The sequence below is a fragment of the Mycobacterium sp. ITM-2016-00316 genome, assembly GCF_002968335.2.
Taxonomy (GTDB): domain Bacteria; phylum Actinomycetota; class Actinomycetes; order Mycobacteriales; family Mycobacteriaceae; genus Mycobacterium.
Map to the genome: position 1 here is coordinate 4,311,255 of NZ_CP134398.1, position 18,157 is coordinate 4,329,411.

15 protein-coding genes and 1 pseudogene are annotated in these 18,157 nt (G+C 68.0%); 6 read left to right on the forward strand and 10 right to left on the reverse strand.

The window, feature by feature from the left end:
* Positions 1-56 precede the first annotated feature (56 nt).
* Together C6A86_RS20720 and C6A86_RS20725 are read left to right on the forward strand one after the other, a co-directional pair.
* Positions 57-680: a hypothetical protein gene (locus tag C6A86_RS20720; RefSeq protein WP_142407106.1), complete on the forward strand. Its 624-nt coding sequence runs from the start codon at positions 57-59 to the stop codon at positions 678-680.
* Positions 677-1,192 (forward strand): flavodoxin domain-containing protein, encoded by a 516-nt coding sequence (locus C6A86_RS20725; protein ID WP_105366747.1) that lies wholly within the window; start codon positions 677-679, stop codon positions 1,190-1,192. The genes C6A86_RS20720 and C6A86_RS20725 overlap by 4 nt, the downstream gene beginning before the upstream one ends.
* 98 nt (positions 1,193-1,290) lie before the next feature.
* Here the strand turns inward: C6A86_RS20725 and C6A86_RS20730 are convergent, their stop codons facing one another.
* The 9 genes and pseudogenes from C6A86_RS20730 to C6A86_RS20770 form a co-directional block, all read right to left on the reverse strand.
* Positions 1,291-2,028, reverse strand: a complete 738-nt coding sequence (locus tag C6A86_RS20730) for a 3'(2'),5'-bisphosphate nucleotidase CysQ (RefSeq protein WP_105366748.1) — start codon at positions 2,026-2,028, stop codon at positions 1,291-1,293.
* A gap of 31 nt (positions 2,029-2,059) precedes the next feature.
* The gene (gene cysN / locus C6A86_RS20735; RefSeq protein WP_105366749.1) at positions 2,060-3,910 is read right to left on the reverse strand and encodes a sulfate adenylyltransferase subunit CysN; all 1,851 of its coding nucleotides are present in this window, start codon (positions 3,908-3,910) and stop codon (positions 2,060-2,062) included.
* Complete coding sequence (gene cysD / locus C6A86_RS20740) at positions 3,910-4,839, reverse strand: sulfate adenylyltransferase subunit CysD (protein ID WP_105366750.1); 930 nt, start codon at positions 4,837-4,839, stop codon at positions 3,910-3,912. Before cysD ends, cysN begins: the two co-directional genes overlap by 1 nt.
* A gap of 154 nt (positions 4,840-4,993) precedes the next feature.
* Positions 4,994-6,322: an MFS transporter gene (locus C6A86_RS20745; protein WP_105366751.1), complete on the reverse strand. Its 1,329-nt coding sequence runs from the start codon at positions 6,320-6,322 to the stop codon at positions 4,994-4,996.
* Positions 6,323-6,435: 113 nt separating this feature from the next.
* Positions 6,436-8,322, reverse strand: a complete 1,887-nt coding sequence (locus tag C6A86_RS20750) for a glycosyltransferase family 39 protein (RefSeq protein ID WP_105366752.1) — start codon at positions 8,320-8,322, stop codon at positions 6,436-6,438.
* Positions 8,323-8,348: 26 nt separating this feature from the next.
* Positions 8,349-9,566 carry a glycosyltransferase gene (locus C6A86_RS20755; protein WP_233213299.1) on the reverse strand — a complete coding sequence of 406 codons (1,218 nt, stop codon included), beginning with the start codon at positions 9,564-9,566 and terminating at the stop codon, positions 8,349-8,351.
* 56 nt (positions 9,567-9,622) lie between these two features.
* Positions 9,623-11,455: a glycosyltransferase family 39 protein gene (locus C6A86_RS20760; protein WP_105366754.1), complete on the reverse strand. Its 1,833-nt coding sequence runs from the start codon at positions 11,453-11,455 to the stop codon at positions 9,623-9,625.
* A gap of 51 nt (positions 11,456-11,506) precedes the next feature.
* Positions 11,507-13,071 (reverse strand): annotated as a pseudogene (locus tag C6A86_RS20765) (sensor histidine kinase).
* Positions 13,072-13,075: 4 nt separating this feature from the next.
* The gene (locus C6A86_RS20770) at positions 13,076-13,780 is read right to left on the reverse strand and encodes a response regulator transcription factor (RefSeq protein WP_199196481.1); all 705 of its coding nucleotides are present in this window, start codon (positions 13,778-13,780) and stop codon (positions 13,076-13,078) included.
* A gap of 161 nt (positions 13,781-13,941) precedes the next feature.
* On the opposite strand from C6A86_RS20770, the gene C6A86_RS20775 reads away from it, so the two are divergent.
* Positions 13,942-14,112, forward strand: coding sequence for a hypothetical protein (locus tag C6A86_RS20775; RefSeq protein ID WP_199196476.1), 171 nt, complete (start codon positions 13,942-13,944; stop codon positions 14,110-14,112).
* Between the two features lie 3 nt (positions 14,113-14,115).
* On the opposite strand, the gene C6A86_RS20780 is transcribed toward C6A86_RS20775, so the two are convergent.
* Complete coding sequence (locus tag C6A86_RS20780; RefSeq protein ID WP_105366757.1) at positions 14,116-14,349, reverse strand: hypothetical protein; 234 nt, start codon at positions 14,347-14,349, stop codon at positions 14,116-14,118.
* A 116-nt stretch (positions 14,350-14,465) separates the two neighbouring features.
* Between C6A86_RS20780 and C6A86_RS20785 the strand changes: the two genes are divergently transcribed.
* Genes C6A86_RS20785 through C6A86_RS20795 form a run of 3 tightly spaced genes read left to right on the forward strand, consistent with a single transcriptional unit; the run spans position 14,466 to position 18,153 of the window.
* Positions 14,466-15,443 (forward strand): ABC transporter permease, encoded by a 978-nt coding sequence (locus C6A86_RS20785; protein WP_105366758.1) that lies wholly within the window; start codon positions 14,466-14,468, stop codon positions 15,441-15,443.
* Positions 15,440-16,321, forward strand: coding sequence for an ABC transporter permease (locus C6A86_RS20790; RefSeq protein ID WP_105366759.1), 882 nt, complete (start codon positions 15,440-15,442; stop codon positions 16,319-16,321). The genes C6A86_RS20785 and C6A86_RS20790 overlap by 4 nt, the downstream gene beginning before the upstream one ends.
* Entirely contained in the window at positions 16,318-18,153 is a 1,836-nt protein-coding gene (locus C6A86_RS20795) for an ABC transporter ATP-binding protein (protein WP_105366760.1), read from the forward strand. Before C6A86_RS20790 ends, C6A86_RS20795 begins: the two co-directional genes overlap by 4 nt.
* The last annotated feature ends 4 nt before the right edge of the window (positions 18,154-18,157 follow it).

An 18,157-nucleotide genomic window follows, 5' to 3' on the forward strand; every position in this document is an offset into this window, starting at 1 on the left:
CATTGAGGACCATTGGCTCTAGCCGTTGAGCCGCCGGCCGGCCGAACATGGCAACCATGACCAAGTCCGACTCCGCGGCGCTCCTCATCGAATTGGCCATGCCGACCTACGATGTCGACATTGCCGAGCACATCATCGTCGGTGCCGATCCGGCCACTACCTTTGCGGCAGCCCGGGCACTCGACCTGTTGACACTGCACTCACCCTTGTTGGACCTGTCGATGTGGCTGCGCGGCTTGCCGGCCAGGGTCCGCGGTGCGGCCGCACCCACTCCGGTCCCCAGGCTCGTGATCGGCGAGGACATGGAACTGCCGGGGTGGACGTTTCTCGGCGAACAGCGCGATCGTGAGGTGGCATTCGGCGCGGTCGGGAAGTTCTGGCAGCCCACCATCGAGTGGCGTGATGTCGCGGCCGCCGACTTCCCTGCATTCCAGGAGTCTGGCTGGGGCAAGATCGCCGCGAACTTCTCCGTCATGCCGTACGGCGCCTCCTCAACTCTGCTCAGCTACGAGTGCCGCACGGTGACTACCGATCCCGTTTCGCGACAACGCTTTCTGCGCTACTGGTGGTTGATCCGGCCATTCGTCGGTCACATCATGCGAACCACGCTCCACCAGATCGACGCCGACGCTCGGGCATTGCCGAAGTCCCAGGTCTCCCAGATAAGAGGAGACCGATGATCCGGGTCCTCGTCGCATTCGGATCCAAGCGTCAAGGCACCGCAGGCCTGGCCACGATGATCGGTGACGCGTTGGCAACAGCGGGTTGCGAAGTCTCGGTGACACCGGCCCGCGACATCCGGACTCTGACCGGACTCGACGCTGTCATCGTCGCGGGGGCCCTGTACGCCAACCGGTGGCACCGCGATGCCCGGTGCTTCGTGCGGCTCAACACCGAGAGCCTGCGCACGATGCCGGTCTGGCTGGTCAGCAGTGGACCCCTGGATGACAGCGCAGCCCGGCGTTCCATAGCACCCACAGCGCAGGTCGCCAAGCTCATCGACCGGGTGAACGCCCGCGGACACATCACATTCGGCGGCCGACTCGCGCCGGATGCCAAGGGATTCCCGGCCAGCGCCATGGCCAAGACCAAGGCAGGCGATTGGCGCGATGAGGCGCAGGTGAATCGCTGGGTGACATCGATTGTCGAACAACTTCGACCTGCCGACGAGGCGGGCCCTCAGCCGGCGTGACAGTCAGTGCTCCAGACACGCTGCGGTAGGACGAGATCGGACTGGTCCGGAGCCGGCTGGATGCCAGCCGCGCTGCGGCAACGGTGGGGGCCCGAACCTCAGTGTGACTTGGTGACCGCCAGCACCGCGTCGGCCAACTCGGGGCGGCACACGATGAGGTCGGGCAGCGACACGTTGGACTGGTTGTAGACCAGCCGGGACCCGTCGATCCGCGAGGTGAACAACCCCGCCGCCCGGGCCACCGCCACCGGCGCCGCCGAATCCCACTCGTACTGACCGCCGGCATGCACGTACACATCGGAGATGCCCTGCACCACGGAGGCGACTTTAGCTCCCGCAGAGCCCATTTCGACCAGAGTGCCACCGAGGGCATCACGTACCGCGAGCGCGACCGCGGGAGGCCGGGTGCGCGACACCACGACGCGCGGGGCGCCGGGAGCGGCCGCAGGTGCGATCACCGTCGGGGTGGCCAGCGTGACGCCCTGCGCGGGCAGTGCCACCGCACCGGCGACCAGTTCGCCCCGCTCCCAGAGGGCCACGTGCACCGCCCAGTCCTGGCGGCCGAGTTCGGAGAACTCACGGGTGCCGTCCAGCGGGTCGACGATCCACACTCGATCGGAGTTCAGCCGGACCTTGTCGTCGGCACCCTCCTCCGAAAGGACCGCGTCGTCGGGCCGGTGCTCGGCCAGTGCGGCCATCAGGAACTCGTGGGACCGCCTGTCCCCCGCCGCCTTCCGGTCCGCGGACTCGGCGTCGGCGAACTCGACACGCACTTCCAGCAGGAGTTCCCCAGCCTCGGTCGCGAGCCTGCCGGCGAGTTCGTGATCATTGCTCATGCGCGATCCGCCTTCGGCTGCTCGCCGGCGATCATTCCCGACTACCCAACAGGTCGACCACCTGTTGCGCCAGTTCTTCCGCGGACTGCTCCGGAGTCAACCGCAGATCCGGATTCTTCGGTCGCTGGTAAGGGCTGTCGATACCGGTGAAGTGTGTGATCTCACCGCGGCGAGCCTTTGCGTAGAGACCCTTGGGATCGCGGCGTTCGCAGTCCTCCAGCGGGGTGTCGCAGAACACCTCGTAGAAGTCGAAGCCCCGCTCGGCGTGCACCGTGCGGGCGAGTTCGCGATGCGCCTCCAGCGGGCTGATCGCCGGGACCAGCACGATCTGCCCCGAGTCGGCGAGCAGCGTCGCGATGTGCGCGAGTCGGCGCAGGTTCTCGGCGCGATCATCCATCGAGAATCCCAGGTCGGCGTTGAGTCCGTGGCGCAGGTTGTCTCCGTCGAGCACATAGGCGGGCCGCCCGGCGGCCAGCAGCTTCTGCTCGACAAGCATTGCCACCGAGGACTTTCCGGATCCGGACAGACCGGTGAACCACACCGTCGAGCCCTTCGACAGCCGGTCGTCAGCGCTCACGAGGTTCTGGTGACGCACCGCGTTGGGACTGGCGGCACGGTTGGCCGCCGGTTCGGTGTCGCGCACCATGCCCGCGGCGACGGTGCCGTTGTTGTCGGGATCGATGAGGATGAACGACCCGGTGGCCGGGTTGCGGGAGTACTCGTCGAGCAGCAGCGGAACCTGGGTGCGCAGCGTGACACGGCCGAGTTCGTTGATTTTCAACGCCGTTGCGCTCTTGTCGCGATGCAGGGTGTTGACATCGAGGCGGTAGTCGAGTGCGGTCACCCGCGCTCTGGTGGTGCGGGTGGTGTGCTTGATGATGTAGTCGCGGCCCGGTTCGAGCGCCGCGCCGTCGGCCATCCAACACACGGTGGCGTCGAACTCCTGCGTGACATCGGGCTGATTGTTCGGCCGGGCGATCATGTCGCCACGGGAGATGTCGATATCGTCGGCGAGGCTGATCGACACCGCCATCGACGTGAAAGCCTCATCCACCGGACCGGACGGACCCGAGATCTCGGTGATACGAGTGGTCTTCCCCGCAGGCAGCACCACGACCTCGTCACCGGGACGCATGACACCGCCGGCGATGGTGCCCGCGTAGCTGCGATGGTCGGCGTGCTCGCGGGTCTGCGGCCGGATGACGTACTGCACCGGGAAGCGGACGTCGACCAGGTTGCGGTCACCGGCGACGTACACCTCTTCGAGGTGATTCAGCAGCGCCGGACCCTCGTACCAGGGTGCCACATCGGATTTGGTGACGACGTTGTCGCCGTTGAGCGCCGACAGCGGGATGGTGGTCACATCGTGAATGTCCAGGCGCGCCGCGAACTCATGGAAATCATCGCGAATCTTGTTGAACCGCTGCTCATCCCATTCCACAAGGTCCATCTTGTTGACGGCCAGCACGATGTGCTGGATACCGAGCAACGAGGCCAGGAAGGCGTGCCGACGTGACTGCTCGAGCAGCCCGTGCCGGGCGTCGACCAGCACGATCACCAACTGCGCCGTCGAGGCGCCCGTCACCATGTTGCGGGTGTACTGCACGTGCCCGGGGGTGTCGGCGATGATGAATTTGCGCTTGGCGGTGGCGAAGTACCGGTAGGCGACATCGATGGTGATGCCCTGCTCCCGTTCGGCGCGCAGACCATCGGTCACCAAAGCCAGGTCGGTGTAGTCGTTACCGCGTTCCTTGGAGGTGCGCTCGACGGCGGCCAGCTGGTCCTCCATGACGGCCTTGGAGTCGAACAGCAGCCGGCCGATCAGCGTCGACTTGCCGTCGTCGACGGACCCGGCGGTCGCGATGCGAAGAAGCGTTGCCATCAGAAGTACCCCTCGCGCTTGCGATCTTCCATACCTGCTTCAGAGATGCGGTCATCGGCGCGGGTCGCGCCGCGCTCGGTGAGTCGGGAGACCGCGGTCTCGGCGATCACCTCGGAAACGGTGCCCGCCAACGACTCCACACAGCCGGTGCAGGTGACGTCACCGACGGTGCGGAACCGCACGGTCTTCTCGATAACCGGCTCGTCCTTGCGCGGCTGCAGGAACTTGTGCACCGCCAGCAGCATGCCGTCGCGCTCGAACACCTGGCGCTGATGCGCGTAGTAGATGGACGGCAGCGTGATCTTCTCGGCCCCGATGTAGGACCAGATGTCGAACTCGGTCCAGTTCGAGATGGGGAAGGCACGGATGTGCTCGCCCTTGTGATGACGGCCGTTGTACAGGTTCCACAGTTCCGGTCGCTGTGCCTTCGGATCCCACTGCCCGAACTCGTCACGGAAGGAGAACACCCGCTCCTTGGCGCGGGCCTTCTCCTCATCGCGGCGGGCGCCGCCGAACGCGGCGTCGAACTTGTTCTCGCGGATGGCGCGCAGCAACGTGAAGGTCTGCATCGGATTGCGCGACGGAATCGTCTCGACGACCCGGCCGGCGTCGATATCGTCCTGCACCTTGGCCACGACCAGACGCACTCCGTGCTCGGCCACCATCTCGTCGCGGACCTGGAGCACCTCGTCGAAGTTGTGCCCGGTGTCGACGTGCATGACCGGGAACGGCAGCCGGCCGGGCGCGAACGCCTTGATGGCCAGGTGCAGCATGACGATGGAGTCCTTGCCGCCGGAGAACAGCAGCACCGGCTTCTCGAACTCCGCGGCCACCTCGCGGATGATGTGGATCGCCTCGGCCTCCAGCGCACGCAGGTGGCTGAGCTCGTAACGGGCGGCTGCCGGGTCGAGGTCGGCGGAAGCCGTCATGGCATCTCCGTAAAGTTGGTAGATATGACCAGAATTGCAATCATGGTTGGGTATTAAACCGTCATGTGCCGCTGATGTCAACGATTCGACGTGCCCGCCCCGCGATTTGTGCGAGATCGGTAACGGTCAGCGTTACCGATCTCGCACAAATCCCTCAGCGGCCGGTCACATGGGCACCGGCCGCACGGGGCAGCCGGAGCGATTCCACCAGCGTCACTGCCAGCACCGCCCCCAGCACCAGGAACGTCGCCGAGTAGGACGCCAGCTGGCTCACCAGCAGGGCCGCCACCGCGATACCCAGACCGGCCGCCAGTTCCTGCACCGACGCGTTCAACGTGTTCGCGTGGGTGAGGTCATCACCGTCGACATCGGAGAAGGCCAGGCTGTTGTAGGCGGTGAATCCGATCGATCGCAAGGCGCCGCTGACATAGAGCACGAGCCCGATGAGCACCACCGGCATGCCGGGGTGGACCAGCGCCAGCACGCCGAAACACAGCACCGAGGCGACGCCGTTGACCACCAGCACCGTGCGAATGCCGAATCGGCGCATCAGCGGGGTGGTGGCCGGCTTGATGGTCAGGTTGCCGGCGAACAGCACGGCCACCATCAACCCCGCCTGCAACGGCGTCCACCCGAACTCCAGCACGAACTTCAGCGGTAACAGGAACGGCACCGCGGTGATCACCATCCGGTACAGCGACCCAGCAGTCACCGTGATGCGCAACGTCCGCACCCGCAGCACCGGCAGCTTGACCAACGGCGAGGCCGACCGCAGCAGATGCCACAGCGCCACCGCGAGCAGCACCAGCGCCCCCGCGCCGCAGGCACCCACCAGCAGCCAGTCCGTCCCGGCGAGGCGGATGCTCTCGAACGCGATCAGCGCCGCAGCGATACCGCTGCCGAGCAGCACCATGCCCACCCAGTCCAGCCTGCGCACCGACTCGGCGGGCCCGCCGCGAACCAGCCTGAGCGCCAAGGCAAAACCTACGATGCCCAGCGGGATGTTGACGATGAAGATCCACCGCCAACTGCCGACAGTCGCGATGGCGCCACCCAGCACAGGCGCCAGCACCGGGGCCGCCAGCGCCGGCCAGGTGAGCAGGGCGATGGCCCGCACCAGATCGGTTTTGGCGCTGTGACGCAGCACCGCTAACCGGCCGACCGGCACCATCATCGCGCCGCCGATGCCCTGCACGACGCGCATCCCGACCAGCATCGGCAGCGAGGTACTGAGCGCGCAGCCGACCGAGGCCAGGGTGAACACCACGATCGCGGCCAGGAAGACCGGCCGGATGCCGAACCGGTCGGCCATCCACCCGGTGGCCGGAATCAGCACCGCCACGGTGACCAGATAGGCCGAGATCGCCACGTTCACATCCACGGCCTCGACGCCGAACGACGATGCGATCAGCGGGATGGCGGGCGTGATGATGGTGGCGTCGAGGATCTCCATGAAGAACGCCCCGGCCACCAACAGGGCCATCCCCCGGGGGAACGGCGGCGGGCTCTTGGGCGCTGACACCGCAGGAAATCTAGTCGACCACGCGATTTACGCACATTCAGTAACGGTGGGCGCTACTGAATGTGCGCAAGTCGCTAGTTGAGCGGGCTGCTCAGGTCGTACACCGCACTGCCACCGATATCGAGCTTGCGGAAGTTCTGCTGCACCCACTCGGTGATCTGGGTGCCCGCCCCGTCGCGCTGCCCGCCAGGGCCGAACCGTTCACCAGCGATGAAGTACCGCACGTCTCCGGCCGCCACGTAGTCCTGGAACTGTTGCAGTGTCGGCGAGTTGTCGCCACCCGTGAAGCCGCCGATCGACATGATCGACGCACCGCTCTTGAGTTCCAGGTCTCCGGCCATCATGGACCCCACTGTCGCTGCGGCCCAACGGTTGTCCAACCCGGTCACCAACTCGGCCAACGCCGCGTCGTCGACGCGTGCACCCGGCCGGCCCGGCCCACCCGGACCGCCGGGCCCGAAGTCGTCGTGTTGCTGGGCGGGACCCGACACCGCGACCGGTCCACCGCCGCTTCCGGCAGCGACGGTCGCCACCGCCCACGCGGCACTGCCCGCGCCACCGGCCAGCAGGGCCGCGGCCACCAGCGCAGCCGTGGCCGCCCGGCCCAGCCGGTGGGCGCCGACGGCCAATACGACCGCGACCACCACGGACACGATCAGCACCGACCACCGCACACCCGGCCACCATTCGGGATGGCGGGACAGCAGCGCGAATGTCCACCCACCGGTGCCCGCCAGGCTCAGCGCCAACACCACGCGAGCTGCCATGTGCGTGCGGCGGCGCCACAGCTCCACCGCCGAAATACCCACCAGCGCTGCCACCGCAGGCGCGAGCGCGACCGTGTAATACGGGTGGATGATGCCGTCCATGAAGCTGAACACCGCACCGGTGATCAGCAGCCAGGTGCCCCACATCAACGCCGAGGCCCGCACGATATCGGTGCGCGCGGCGTGCCGCGTGAGCCACAGCACCGCGACCAGACCGAGCAGTGCCGCCGGCAGCAGCCAGGACGCCTCGGCGCCCATGGACGCCCCGAAGAGCCTGCCGATGCCCGGATCACCGCCGAAGAACAGGTTCGCTCCCCCACCGCCGGGACCGCCCGGGCCGGGGCCACCACCGGGCTGACCCTGACCGACGATGCGGTCGATACCGTTGTAGCCGAACGCCAACTGCAGCAGGCTGTTATCGCTCGACCCGGCGATATAGGGCCGGGCATCCGCCGGCCACAGACTCACCAGCGCGATGTACCAGCCCGCCGAGACCACCGCGGACACCAGCGCGACCAGCAGTCCGCCGATGCGCTTCCAGAAGGTCATCGGTGCGGCGACCAGGAACACGACGCTCAGCGCGGGGACCACCAGGAACGCCTGCAGCATCTTGGTCAGGAACGCGAAACCGACCGCGCACCCCGACAGCGCCACCCACCGCATACTGCCCTGCTGGGTGGCCCGCACCATGCAGTACGCCGCCACCACCAGCAACAGCACCAGCAGCGCATCGGGATTGTTGTACCGGAACATCAGCGCCGCGACCGGCGTCAGCGCCAGCGCGGCACCGGCGATCAGCCCGGCTGCGGGTCCACTGCTGCGCCGAACCACGGCGTACAACACTGCCACCGAGGCCACGCCCATCAACGCCTGCGGCAACAGCATGGTGAACTCGCTGAAACCGAACAGCCTGCCGGACAAGGCCATTGCCCACAGTGCGGCCGGCGGTTTGTCCACCGTGATGGCGTTGCCCGCGTCGAACGATCCGAACAGCCAGGCCTTCCAGTCCTGGGTACCTGCCTGCGCAGCGGCGGCGTAGTAGCTGTTGGCCCAGCCGTTGGCGCCCAGCCCCCACAGGTAGAGCATCGCGGTGCCGGCGAGCAACGCCAGCAGACCTGGACGTTCCCAGCCCGGACGGACCTCGGGCACGGGTGCCCGGTCCGCCGTCGTCTGAGCGTCTGCAGTCATTGTCATGTCAATCCTTATCAGCGTCAGGGGTGTCAGCGGCGGCGGGGGTGAAAGACCCAGCCGCGCAGCAGCACGAAGCGCGCCACGGTGGCCACCAGATTGGCGATCACCAGCACGGATGTCTCCAGCAACTGGTCGGGCCGATCGGTCACGGCATGCAGACCCGCCAGCGAGCCACTGGTGATGGCCAGCGCGATGGCGAACACGATGAGGCCTTCGACGTGGTGCCGCGCGATCGCACCGGCACCGCGCACGCCGAAGGTGAACCGCCGGTTGGCCGCGGTGTTGCCGATCGCGGTCAGCAGCAGCGCCAGCAGATTGGCCAGCTGGGCTCCGACAAGTCCGTGCAACATCAGGAACAGCAGCAGGTAGGCCGCGGTGGAGAGCACGCCCACGGTGCCGAACCGCACCACTTGGCGCAGCAGCGATCCCGGAGCCGCCGCGCGGCGCGAACCCAACTGGGCGGCAATGGTGTTGACCGGAATCGAGCCGTCGGCGAACCCGCGCAACAGGCGCCCGATCCCCCGCAGATCGGCCTTCGCGGTGGCGACGATATCGACCCGGCTGTCCGGGTCGTCGACCCAATCCACCGGCACCTCGTGGATCCGCAGGCCGCTGCGTTCGGCCAGCACCAGCAGTTCGGTGTCGAAGAACCAGCCGGTGTCGGCGACATAGGGCAGCAGTTCACGGGCGACATCGGCCCGGATCGCCTTGAAACCGCACTGCGCGTCGGAGAAGCCGGCGGACAACGTCGATTTGAGAATGAGGTTGTAGCAGCGTGAGATGAACTCCCGCTTGGCGCCGCGGACGACGCGTGAACTGCGGTTGAGTCGGGTGCCGATGGCCAGGTCGGAATGGCCGGACAGCAGCGGGGCCACCAGCGGTGCCAGCGCGGCCAGATCGGTGGACAGGTCCACGTCCATGTAGGCCAGCACCGGCGCGTCCGATTCGCTCCAGACCTTGTGCAGTGCGCGTCCGCGACCCTTCTCCTCCAGCCGCACCATGCGCACACCCTCGAGCTCAGCGGCGAGTGCGGCGGCGATGCGGGGGGTGTCATCGGTGCTCGCGTTGTCGGCGATGGTGACGCGGACCGCGAAAGTGAAATTGTCGCGCACGTGCCGGTACAGCCTGCGCACCGAGTTCTCCAGAGTCGCCTGTTCGTTGAAGACCGGCACCACGATGTCCACGACCGGCACACCGGGGATGGTCAGTGCGACATTGGGGCGTGCCGCGGAGAGGATCTCGGTCATGGTGTCCATGCTCTTCGTCCACGGTGTGCCGTCCGTTGGCGCAAGCTGTGTGCCGGCTATGAGTCCGAACCGGCGGCGGTGAGGTCGTAGACGACGGTGCCGCCGACGGTCCGCGGGACGAAGTTCTGCACCACCCAGTCCGCAATGTCCACCGCCGCTTCGCTGCCCCCATGGTCGGTGCGGGAACCGGCCATGATGCGCGATTCGATGAAGTAGTGAATGCGCCCGTCCGCGACGAGCCCGCGGAATTCGTCCAGCGTGGGCGCGGGGTCGGTGCCGTTGAACCCGCCGACGGCCATCACCGGGACACCGGCGGCCAGTTGATAGCCCGCCGCATTGTTCGAGCCGACCACCGCAGCCGGCCAGGTGTAGCCCGCGGCGCCGTCGACAAGCAGCGCGGTGAGTTCCGGTGCCGGCTCCGGCGCATCCAGGAATGCCGGGCCGAAGTCTCCGCGCGACGGTCCGACCATCGGGATAGCCCCCCGATGCGGGGCCGCGGCGGTGGCCACCGCGTAGGCCACCGGCCCGGCCAGGACCGCCATGGCCGCCAGGACAGTGACGAGGCTCGCGAGCGGTCTCGGCAGCCGACCGGACACCAGGAGCAGGACCGCCGCGGTCACGCCGACCACCGCGATCGACGGTCGCAGCCACGGCATCCAGTCCGGCCTGCGGGCCAGCAGTACCACCGCCAGGGTGATCGTCACCAGCACCGTCGCGGCCAGCGCGGTCGCAGCGGGCGGCCTGTTCCGGTTGCGCCACAACAATTCCGATCCGATACCCAGGCACGCGGCGATCGCGGGCGCCAGGGCCACGGTGTAGTACGAGTGCACGATGCCGTTGGCGTAACTGAACACCGCGGCCGTCACCACCAGCCAACCGGCCCAGATGATCAACGCCGCCCGGGTCGGGTCGGTGCGCGGCGCCCGCCAGGTCAGGACGACACCGGCGCCGGCGCAGATCAGTGCGGCGGGCAGCAGCCAGCCGATATCGGCGCCCATCCCGTTGCCCAGCAGCCGCCCCCAGCCGACATCGAAGTTCAGGTTTCCCAGCCCGCCGGTCTCGGCCCCGGTCAGCCGGCCCACACCGTTGTAGCCGAGTGCCAGTTCGACGATGCTGTTGTGCTGCGATCCACCGATGAACGGGCGGTGCTCGGCCGGCCACAGTTCGACCAGCAGCAGATACCAGCCGCCCGAAACCACCAGTGCCGCAATGCCGGCGCCGAGTCGCAGCAGCCGGGTCCGCAGCGGAGCGGCCGCACAGATCAGATAGGCGGCGGCGAACGCGGGCAGCACCAGGAAGGCCTGCGACATCTTGGCCAGGAAGGCGAATCCGGCCAGCCCTCCGACGGCCACCAGCCACCACCGTCCGGCGTCCGGCGCGCAGGCGCGCTGCACGCAGTACGCCGCGGCCACCAGCAACAGCACCAGCAGGGCGTCGGGATTGTTGAACCGGAACATCAACGCCGCCACCGGTGTCGACGCGAACGCCGCGCCGGCGAGCAGGGCCGCACCGGGCCCTCCGGCCCGCCGCACGGCCGCGTACAGCAGTGCGACCGAGGCCACCCCCATCAAGGCCTGCGGGACCAGCACGCTCCACGAACTGAATCCGAACAGCCGCGCCGACAGACCCATCACCCATAGCGCGGCCGGGGTTTTGTCGACGGTGATCGCGTTGGCCGCATCGCTGGATCCGAAGACCCACGCCGTCCAGTTCTGGCTGCCGGCCTGCACCGCCGCGGAGTAGAAGCTGTTGGCCCAGCCACTGACTGACAGATTCCACAGGTACAGCGCCGCGGTGGCGACCAGCAGGATCCCGAACGCGAGACGTTCGACGCCCGGACGCCGCGGCGGCGATGTCGTGACGGGAGCGCGCGTCGGTACGTCGGTCATCCGACGATTCTGGTGGGCGCCGCTACGCCCCGTATGTGCCCGGGCTGTGCGTCAGCTGTGACCGTCGGCCGGCAGGGTGATCACGAACCGGGTATCCCCGGGAACGCTGTGCAGGTCGATCGTGCCGCGGTGCGCCTTCACCACGGCCGCCACGATCGCCAGGCCGAGCCCGGTGCTGCCCCCACGCCGGGAGCGCGACGAGTCACCACGGGCAAACCGCTCGAAGACCTCCGGTTGCAGCGCTTCTGGGATACCGGGTCCGTCATCGGTGACCGACAGCACGGCGGTGCCATCGCTTCCCATCGTCACCGACGTGGTGACGGTGGTGCCTGCCGGGGTGTGCACCCGGGCATTGGTCAGCAGATTGGCCAGCACCTGGTGGAGGCGGGCCTGATCGCCGGTGACCTGCACGGGGTCATCGGGCAGCTCGAGCGTCCATTCGTGCTCGGGTCCGGCGGCATGGGCGTCGCTGACGGCGTCGGCCACCACCTGGACCAGATCGACCGTGACCCGTTCCAGCGGACGCCCCTCATCGAGACGGGCCAGCAGCAGCATGTCCTCCACCAGGGTGGTGAGACGCTGGGTCTCGGATTCCACCCGGCTCATCGCGTGCGCGACATCCTCGGGCAGCTCATCTCGTTTGCGTTGCGCCAGCTCGGTATAGCCGCGAATGGCCGCGAGCGGGGTGCGCAGCTCATGGCTGGCATCGGAGACGAACTGCCGGACCCGGGTCTCGCTGGCGTGGCGCGCGGACAGCGCGCCGGCGATGCGGTCCAGCATCCGGTTCAGCGCCGAGCCCAACTGACCGACCTCCGTGTGCGCGCTGTCCGGATCGACCGGCACGATCGGTGTCGGCAACCGCACCTCCCCCTTGTCGAGCTGAGGTCGGCAACCTTGCGTGCCGCCGCGGATACCTTTGACAGCGGCTCCAATTGGCGTCGGATGATCCAGATTCCGGCGGCGGTGGCAGCGGCCAGCGCGGCCGCCGAGACCACGCAGAACATCAGCAACACCCACCACAGGGTTTCGTCGACGACGGTGGTGGGCAGCCCGACGACGACGGTCGCCGCGCCGCGCCGCGGCTGCTCCGATATCACCCGGTAGGAACCCAACCCGTCGAGGTCCATGGTGACCGGGGTGCCATCAGCCGGCACCTGGGTCAGCTGCGCGGATGCCGCCGTGCTGATATCGGCGGTGGCCCCCTCGGACGTGATCACGCCGCTGTCGATCTCATGTGCCCGGACGCTGCGCTCCGGCCCGCCGATCGGGCCACGCGGACCGATCACCGCGCCGACCGTGTTGATCGCCTGCCCCGGGGCGTTCAGAAACCCGGGACCCGGGCCCTGCTCGGGATCGAAGCGGAACCGGATCTGCGGCGGCGGGCTGCCCGGCGGCGGGGGCGGCAGGTGGAACGGCGGCGGCAATTCCATGATCCCGACCGAGCGACGAGCGGCCTCGACGACCTGGGTGTCCAGCTGGCGCATCAGGAAGCGCTGCAACGCGAATTCGGTGGCGACCCCGATGGCCACGCAGACAAGCGCCAACAGCAGCACCTGGGTGACCAGTAGCCGCATCCGCAGCGACCAGGTGCGCGGTGCGAGAAGCCGGCTCCTCATCGAATCAGCGCGGCGGGCGCAGGACGTATCCGGCGCCGCGCAGGGTGTGGATCATCGGTTCGCGCCCGCTGTCGATCTTCTTGCGCAGGTAGGACACATATAGTTCGACGATATTGGACCGGCCGCCGAAGTCGTAGCTCCACACCCGGTCCAGGATCTGGGCTTTGCTCAGCACCCGCTTGGCGTTGCGCATCATGAACCGCAGCAGCTCGAATTCCGTTGCGGTCAGGGAAATGGGTTCGCCTGCTCGGGTCACCTCGTGGCTGTCCTCGTCGAGCACCAGGTCTCCCACGACGATCTGGGCGTCGCTCGCGTCGTTGGCCACGCCGGTGCGGCGCAGCAGTGCCCGCAGCCGCAGCACGACCTCCTCGATGCTGAACGGTTTGGTGACGTAGTCGTCGCCTCCGGCGGTCAGCCCGGCGATCCGGTCTTCGAGCGAATCCTTGGCGGTGAGCAGCAGCAACGGCAGACCGGGCTGCATCTCCCGCAGCCGTCGCAGCACGTCGAGCCCGCTCATGTCCGGCAACATCACGTCGAGGACCACCACGTCCGGCGGGTTCTCGCGGGCGAGTTCGATGGCCCCGGCGCCGTCACCGGCGGTCGCGATATCCCATCCCTCGTAGCGCAGTGCCATCGAGACCAACTCGGCCAGCACAGGCTCGTCGTCGACGACGAGAACCTGGATCGGCCGGCCGTCGGCGCGGTGCATCACCGCACGTGCCGCTGCCTCGTGGGACGTCATACCTCCATTATTGGCACCCCGGTGGGCGGACCCTGTGCCATTCCTATGCGCAACCTGTGAGATGTCCGCTCATCACCTTCCGAAGGGGCGCACAGCCGGCACCCAGCTGCGTTCTGCAGGGTGGCCGTATGTCAGGTCAGTGGAACCCACGCCAGAGCGCGCTGGCGGTGCTGGTCGCGGTGGTCATCGGAGTGATCGGTGGTGGGGCGATCTACGCCGCCACCGACCGCGCTGACCAGAACGGCGGGCCGGGCGGCTTCGGGCCACCCGGCCCACCGCCGAGGTCACTGGTCAGGTAACGATCAGGGGGCCGGGGCCACCGTGGTGGTTGTGGTGTAGGTCGGGGTCTCGGCTTCCAGCGTGGGCCCCTCGGTGGGCGCCTCGGTCACCTCGGTGACAACACCGGGCACCGTGGGCTCCGGCAACGCCGGATCAGCACTGAACGTGGTGGTCTGGACGGCGGTGAGGCCGGTCATGGCCAGTACTGCACCGACGCCCGCGCTGGCAAAGAGCAGCTTCAGTTTGTTCGATGTCATGGCGGATGGGTTACCCGCCCAGCCAGGCCTGAAACGCACATTCGCCGCGCCTCACGCGCCAGCGACGCGTCCATCTCCTACCCTGTCCGCATGCAGCCCAGCAGCGGATCCACCGCATGACCCGGTTCCTGGCGCGCCGGCTGCTCAACTACATCGTGCTGCTGGCGCTGGCCTCGATCCTCACCTTCACGCTGACATCGCTGACGTTCTCCCCACTGGACAGCCTGCTGGAACGCAACCCGCGCCCGCCTCAGGCCGTCATCGACTCCAAGGCCGCCGAGCTCAATCTCGACAAGCCGATTCCGGTGCGCTACCTCGACTGGGTGAGCGGTGCCGTCCGCGGCGACTTCGGCACCACCGTGACGGGGCAGCCGGTGACCGACGAACTGTGGCGACGCATCGGGGTGAGCCTGCGGCTGGTGCTGATCGGGTCGGTCGTCGGCACGCTCATCGGCGTCGTCGTCGGCGCGTGGGGCGCCATCCGGCAGTACCGCTTCTCCGACCGCGCGATCACGGTGGCCTCGCTGCTCATTCTCAGCGCACCGACGTTCGTGGTGGCCAACCTGCTGATCCTCGGCGCGCTGAAGGTGAATTCGATACTCGGGGTGCAATTGTTCGAATACACCGGGGAGACATCGTCCGACGCGATGGGCGGGTGGTGGAACCAGTTCGTGGACCGGGTACAGCATCTGGTGCTGCCGACCTTCACCCTCGCGCTGGCCTCCATCGCCGGGTTCAGCCGCTACCAGCGCAACGCCATGCTGGATGTGTTGGGGCAGGACTTCATCCGCACGGCGCGCGCCAAGGGGCTCACCCGCAGGCAGGCGCTGTTCAAACACGGCCTGCGTACCGCGTTGATCCCGATGGCCACGCTGTTCGCCTACAGCGTCGGCGGCCTGTTCACCGGCGCGGTGTTCGTCGAGAAGATCTTCGGCTGGCACGGCATGGGCGAGTGGGTGATTCAGGGCATCACCACCCAGGACACCAATATCGTCGTCGCCATCACGGTCTTCACCGGGGTGACGATCCTGCTCGCCGGTCTGCTGTCGGATGTCATCTATGCGGCCCTCGACCCCAGGGTGCGTGTGGGATGACGAACACCGAGTACCAATTCGTGTCCCGGCGCACTCTGGTGCTGCGCCGGTTCCTGCGCAACCGGCCCGCGGTGATTTCGCTGGCCGTGCTGGCCCTGCTGTTCGTCAGCTGCTGGGTGTTGCCGCCGCTGCTGCCGTACTCGCACACCGATCTGGACTACTACGCGCTGCAGCAGCCGCCGTCGACGACGCACTGGTTCGGCACCAATTCGATCGGCCAGGACCTGCTGGCCCAGACCCTGCGAGGGATGCAGAAGTCGCTGCTGATCGGCGTCGCCGTGGCGTTCATCTCCACCCTGATCGCCGCGACCGTCGGTGCGGTGGCCGGGTACTTCGGCGGCTGGCGCGACCGCGCCCTGATGTGGATCGTCGATCTGCTGCTGGTGGTCCCGAGCTTCCTGCTGATCGCGATCGTGACGCCACGTACCCGCGAATCCGGCAGCGTCCTGTGGCTGATCCTGCTGCTCTCCGTGTTCAGCTGGATGATCAGTTCCCGCATCGTACGTGGCATGACGATGAGCCTGCGGGAACGTGAATTCGTCTCCGCGGCACGGTACATGGGTGTGTCCAACCGGCGGATCATCGTCCGCCACATCCTGCCGAACGTGGCATCCATCCTGATCATCGACACCGCGCTGAACGTCGGCATCGCGATCCTGGCCGAGACCGGGCTGAGCTTCCTCGGGTTCGGCGTGCAACCGCCGGACGTCTCGCTGGGCACCCTGATCGCCGACGGCACCAGGTCGGTGACGACATTCCCCTGGGTGTTCCTGTTCCCGGCCGGGGTGCTGGTACTGATCGTGCTGTGCGCCAACCTGATCGGTGATGGCCTGCGCGATGCGATGGACCCGGCGGCACGGCCCAGGAGGCGCCGGTGACCCTGCTCGACGTGCGCGACCTGCGGGTCGCGTTTCCCACCGACACCGAAACCGTCGCCGCCGTGCGCGGCCTGAACTATCACGTGGACTCCGGCGAGGTCGTCGCGCTGGTGGGGGAATCCGGGGCGGGCAAATCGGCCGGTGCGATGGCCGTCATCGGGTTGCTGCCCGAATTCGCCGAGGTATCCGGTTCGGTGAAGCTGCACGGCGATGAGCTCATCGGGCTGCCGGACGCGCAGATGTCGCGCATCCGCGGCGCCCGGATCGGCACCGTCTTCCAGGATCCCATGTCGGCACTGACCCCGGTCTATACCGTCGGCGATCAGATCGCCGAGGCCATCCGGATCCACCGGCGCGATATCGGCGCCCGGCAGGCCCGGACCCGCGCGATCGAACTGCTCGAACTGGTCGGCATCGCCCAGCCCGAACAACGCGCCCGAGCGTTCCCGCACGAACTGTCCGGCGGCGAGCGGCAACGCGTGGTCATCGCGATCGCCATCGCCAACGACCCGGACCTGCTGATCTGTGATGAGCCGACGACGGCGCTCGACGTGACCGTGCAGGCCCAGATTCTGGACGTGCTGCGCACGGCACGCGATGTCACCGGTGCCGGCGTGCTGATCATCACCCACGATCTCGGGGTCGTCGCCGAGTTCGCCGACCGCGCACTGGTCATGTACGCCGGCCGTGCTGTCGAGACCGCACCGGTGGCCGAGCTGTACCGAAACCGCCGGATGCCCTACACCGCAGGGTTGCTCGGTTCGGTGCCGCGCCTGGACGCACCCCGCGGCGAACGTCTGGTGCCCATCCCGGGGGCGCCGCCGTCCCTGGCGGCTCTGCCACCGGGCTGCCCGTTCACCCCGCGCTGCCCGCTGGCAACCGACGAGTGTCACACCGCCGAACCGGAACTCGTCACGATCGGCCCCACTCACCAGGTCGCCTGCATCCACAGCGACCAGGTCGGCGGGCGCAGCGCGGCCGATATCTACGGGGTGCCACTCGCGCCGCAGGCGGATCCGGCCGCAGGCACCGGCGAGGTCGTGCTGCGGGTGCGCGAACTGGCCAAGACCTACGTGCTGACCAAGGGCGTGGTGTTCCGCCGCCGCGTGGGCGAGGTGCGTGCGGTCGACGGTGTCAGCTTCGACCTGCATCAGGGCCGCACCCTGGGCATCGTGGGCGAATCCGGGTCCGGCAAATCGACGACACTGCATCAGATTCTCGAACTCACCGCCCCGCAGTCCGGCAGCATCGAGGTCCTCGGCACCGATGTGGCGACACTGGACCGCCGCGGCCGGCGACGGCTGCGTGGCGATCTGCAGGTGGTGTTCCAGGATCCTGTCGCGTCCCTGGACCCTCGGCTACCGGTGTTGGATGTGCTCGCAGAACCGCTGCGCGCCAAGGGTTTCGATCGTGCAGCGACCGAGGAGCGGGTGGCCGAGCTGCTGGGCCTGGTCGGGTTGCGCCGCGAGGACGCCGGCCGCTACCCCGCGGAGTTCTCCGGCGGGCAGAAACAACGCATCGGCATCGCACGGGCATTGGCGCTGCAGCCCAAGATCCTGGCACTGGACGAGCCGGTGTCGGCCCTGGACGTGTCGATCCAGGCCGGCATCATCAACCTGCTGCTGGACCTGCAGGAGCGTTTCGGACTGGCCTACCTGTTCGTCTCCCACGACCTGTCGGTGGTGCGGCACCTGGCACACCGGGTGGCCGTCATGCACAAGGGCAGCATCGTCGAACAGGGCGACAGCGATCAGGTGTTCGACGCGCCGCAACACGACTACACCCGCCGGCTGCTGTCGGCGGTCCCCCGCCACCAGCCCGATCACGGTTAGAGTC

Coding starts and splice junctions, on each gene's coding strand:
- C6A86_RS20720 (WP_142407106.1), top strand. CDS start 57: ATGACCAAGTCCGACTCCGCGGCGCTCCTCATCGAATTGGCCATGCCG.
- C6A86_RS20725 (WP_105366747.1), top strand. CDS start 677: ATGATCCGGGTCCTCGTCGCATTCGGATCCAAGCGTCAAGGCACCGCA.
- C6A86_RS20730 (WP_105366748.1), bottom strand. CDS start 2,028: ATGAGCAATGATCACGAACTCGCCGGCAGGCTCGCGACCGAGGCTGGG.
- cysN (WP_105366749.1), bottom strand. CDS start 3,910: ATGGCAACGCTTCTTCGCATCGCGACCGCCGGGTCCGTCGACGACGGC.
- cysD (WP_105366750.1), bottom strand. CDS start 4,839: ATGACGGCTTCCGCCGACCTCGACCCGGCAGCCGCCCGTTACGAGCTC.
- C6A86_RS20745 (WP_105366751.1), bottom strand. CDS start 6,322: ATGGCCCTGTTGGTGGCCGGGGCGTTCTTCATGGAGATCCTCGACGCC.
- C6A86_RS20750 (WP_105366752.1), bottom strand. CDS start 8,322: ATGACAATGACTGCAGACGCTCAGACGACGGCGGACCGGGCACCCGTG.
- C6A86_RS20755 (WP_233213299.1), bottom strand. CDS start 9,566: ATGACCGAGATCCTCTCCGCGGCACGCCCCAATGTCGCACTGACCATC.
- C6A86_RS20760 (WP_105366754.1), bottom strand. CDS start 11,455: ATGACCGACGTACCGACGCGCGCTCCCGTCACGACATCGCCGCCGCGG.
- C6A86_RS20770 (WP_199196481.1), bottom strand. CDS start 13,780: ATGCACCGCGCCGACGGCCGGCCGATCCAGGTTCTCGTCGTCGACGAC.
- C6A86_RS20775 (WP_199196476.1), top strand. CDS start 13,942: ATGTCAGGTCAGTGGAACCCACGCCAGAGCGCGCTGGCGGTGCTGGTC.
- C6A86_RS20780 (WP_105366757.1), bottom strand. CDS start 14,349: ATGACATCGAACAAACTGAAGCTGCTCTTTGCCAGCGCGGGCGTCGGT.
- C6A86_RS20785 (WP_105366758.1), top strand. CDS start 14,466: ATGACCCGGTTCCTGGCGCGCCGGCTGCTCAACTACATCGTGCTGCTG.
- C6A86_RS20790 (WP_105366759.1), top strand. CDS start 15,440: ATGACGAACACCGAGTACCAATTCGTGTCCCGGCGCACTCTGGTGCTG.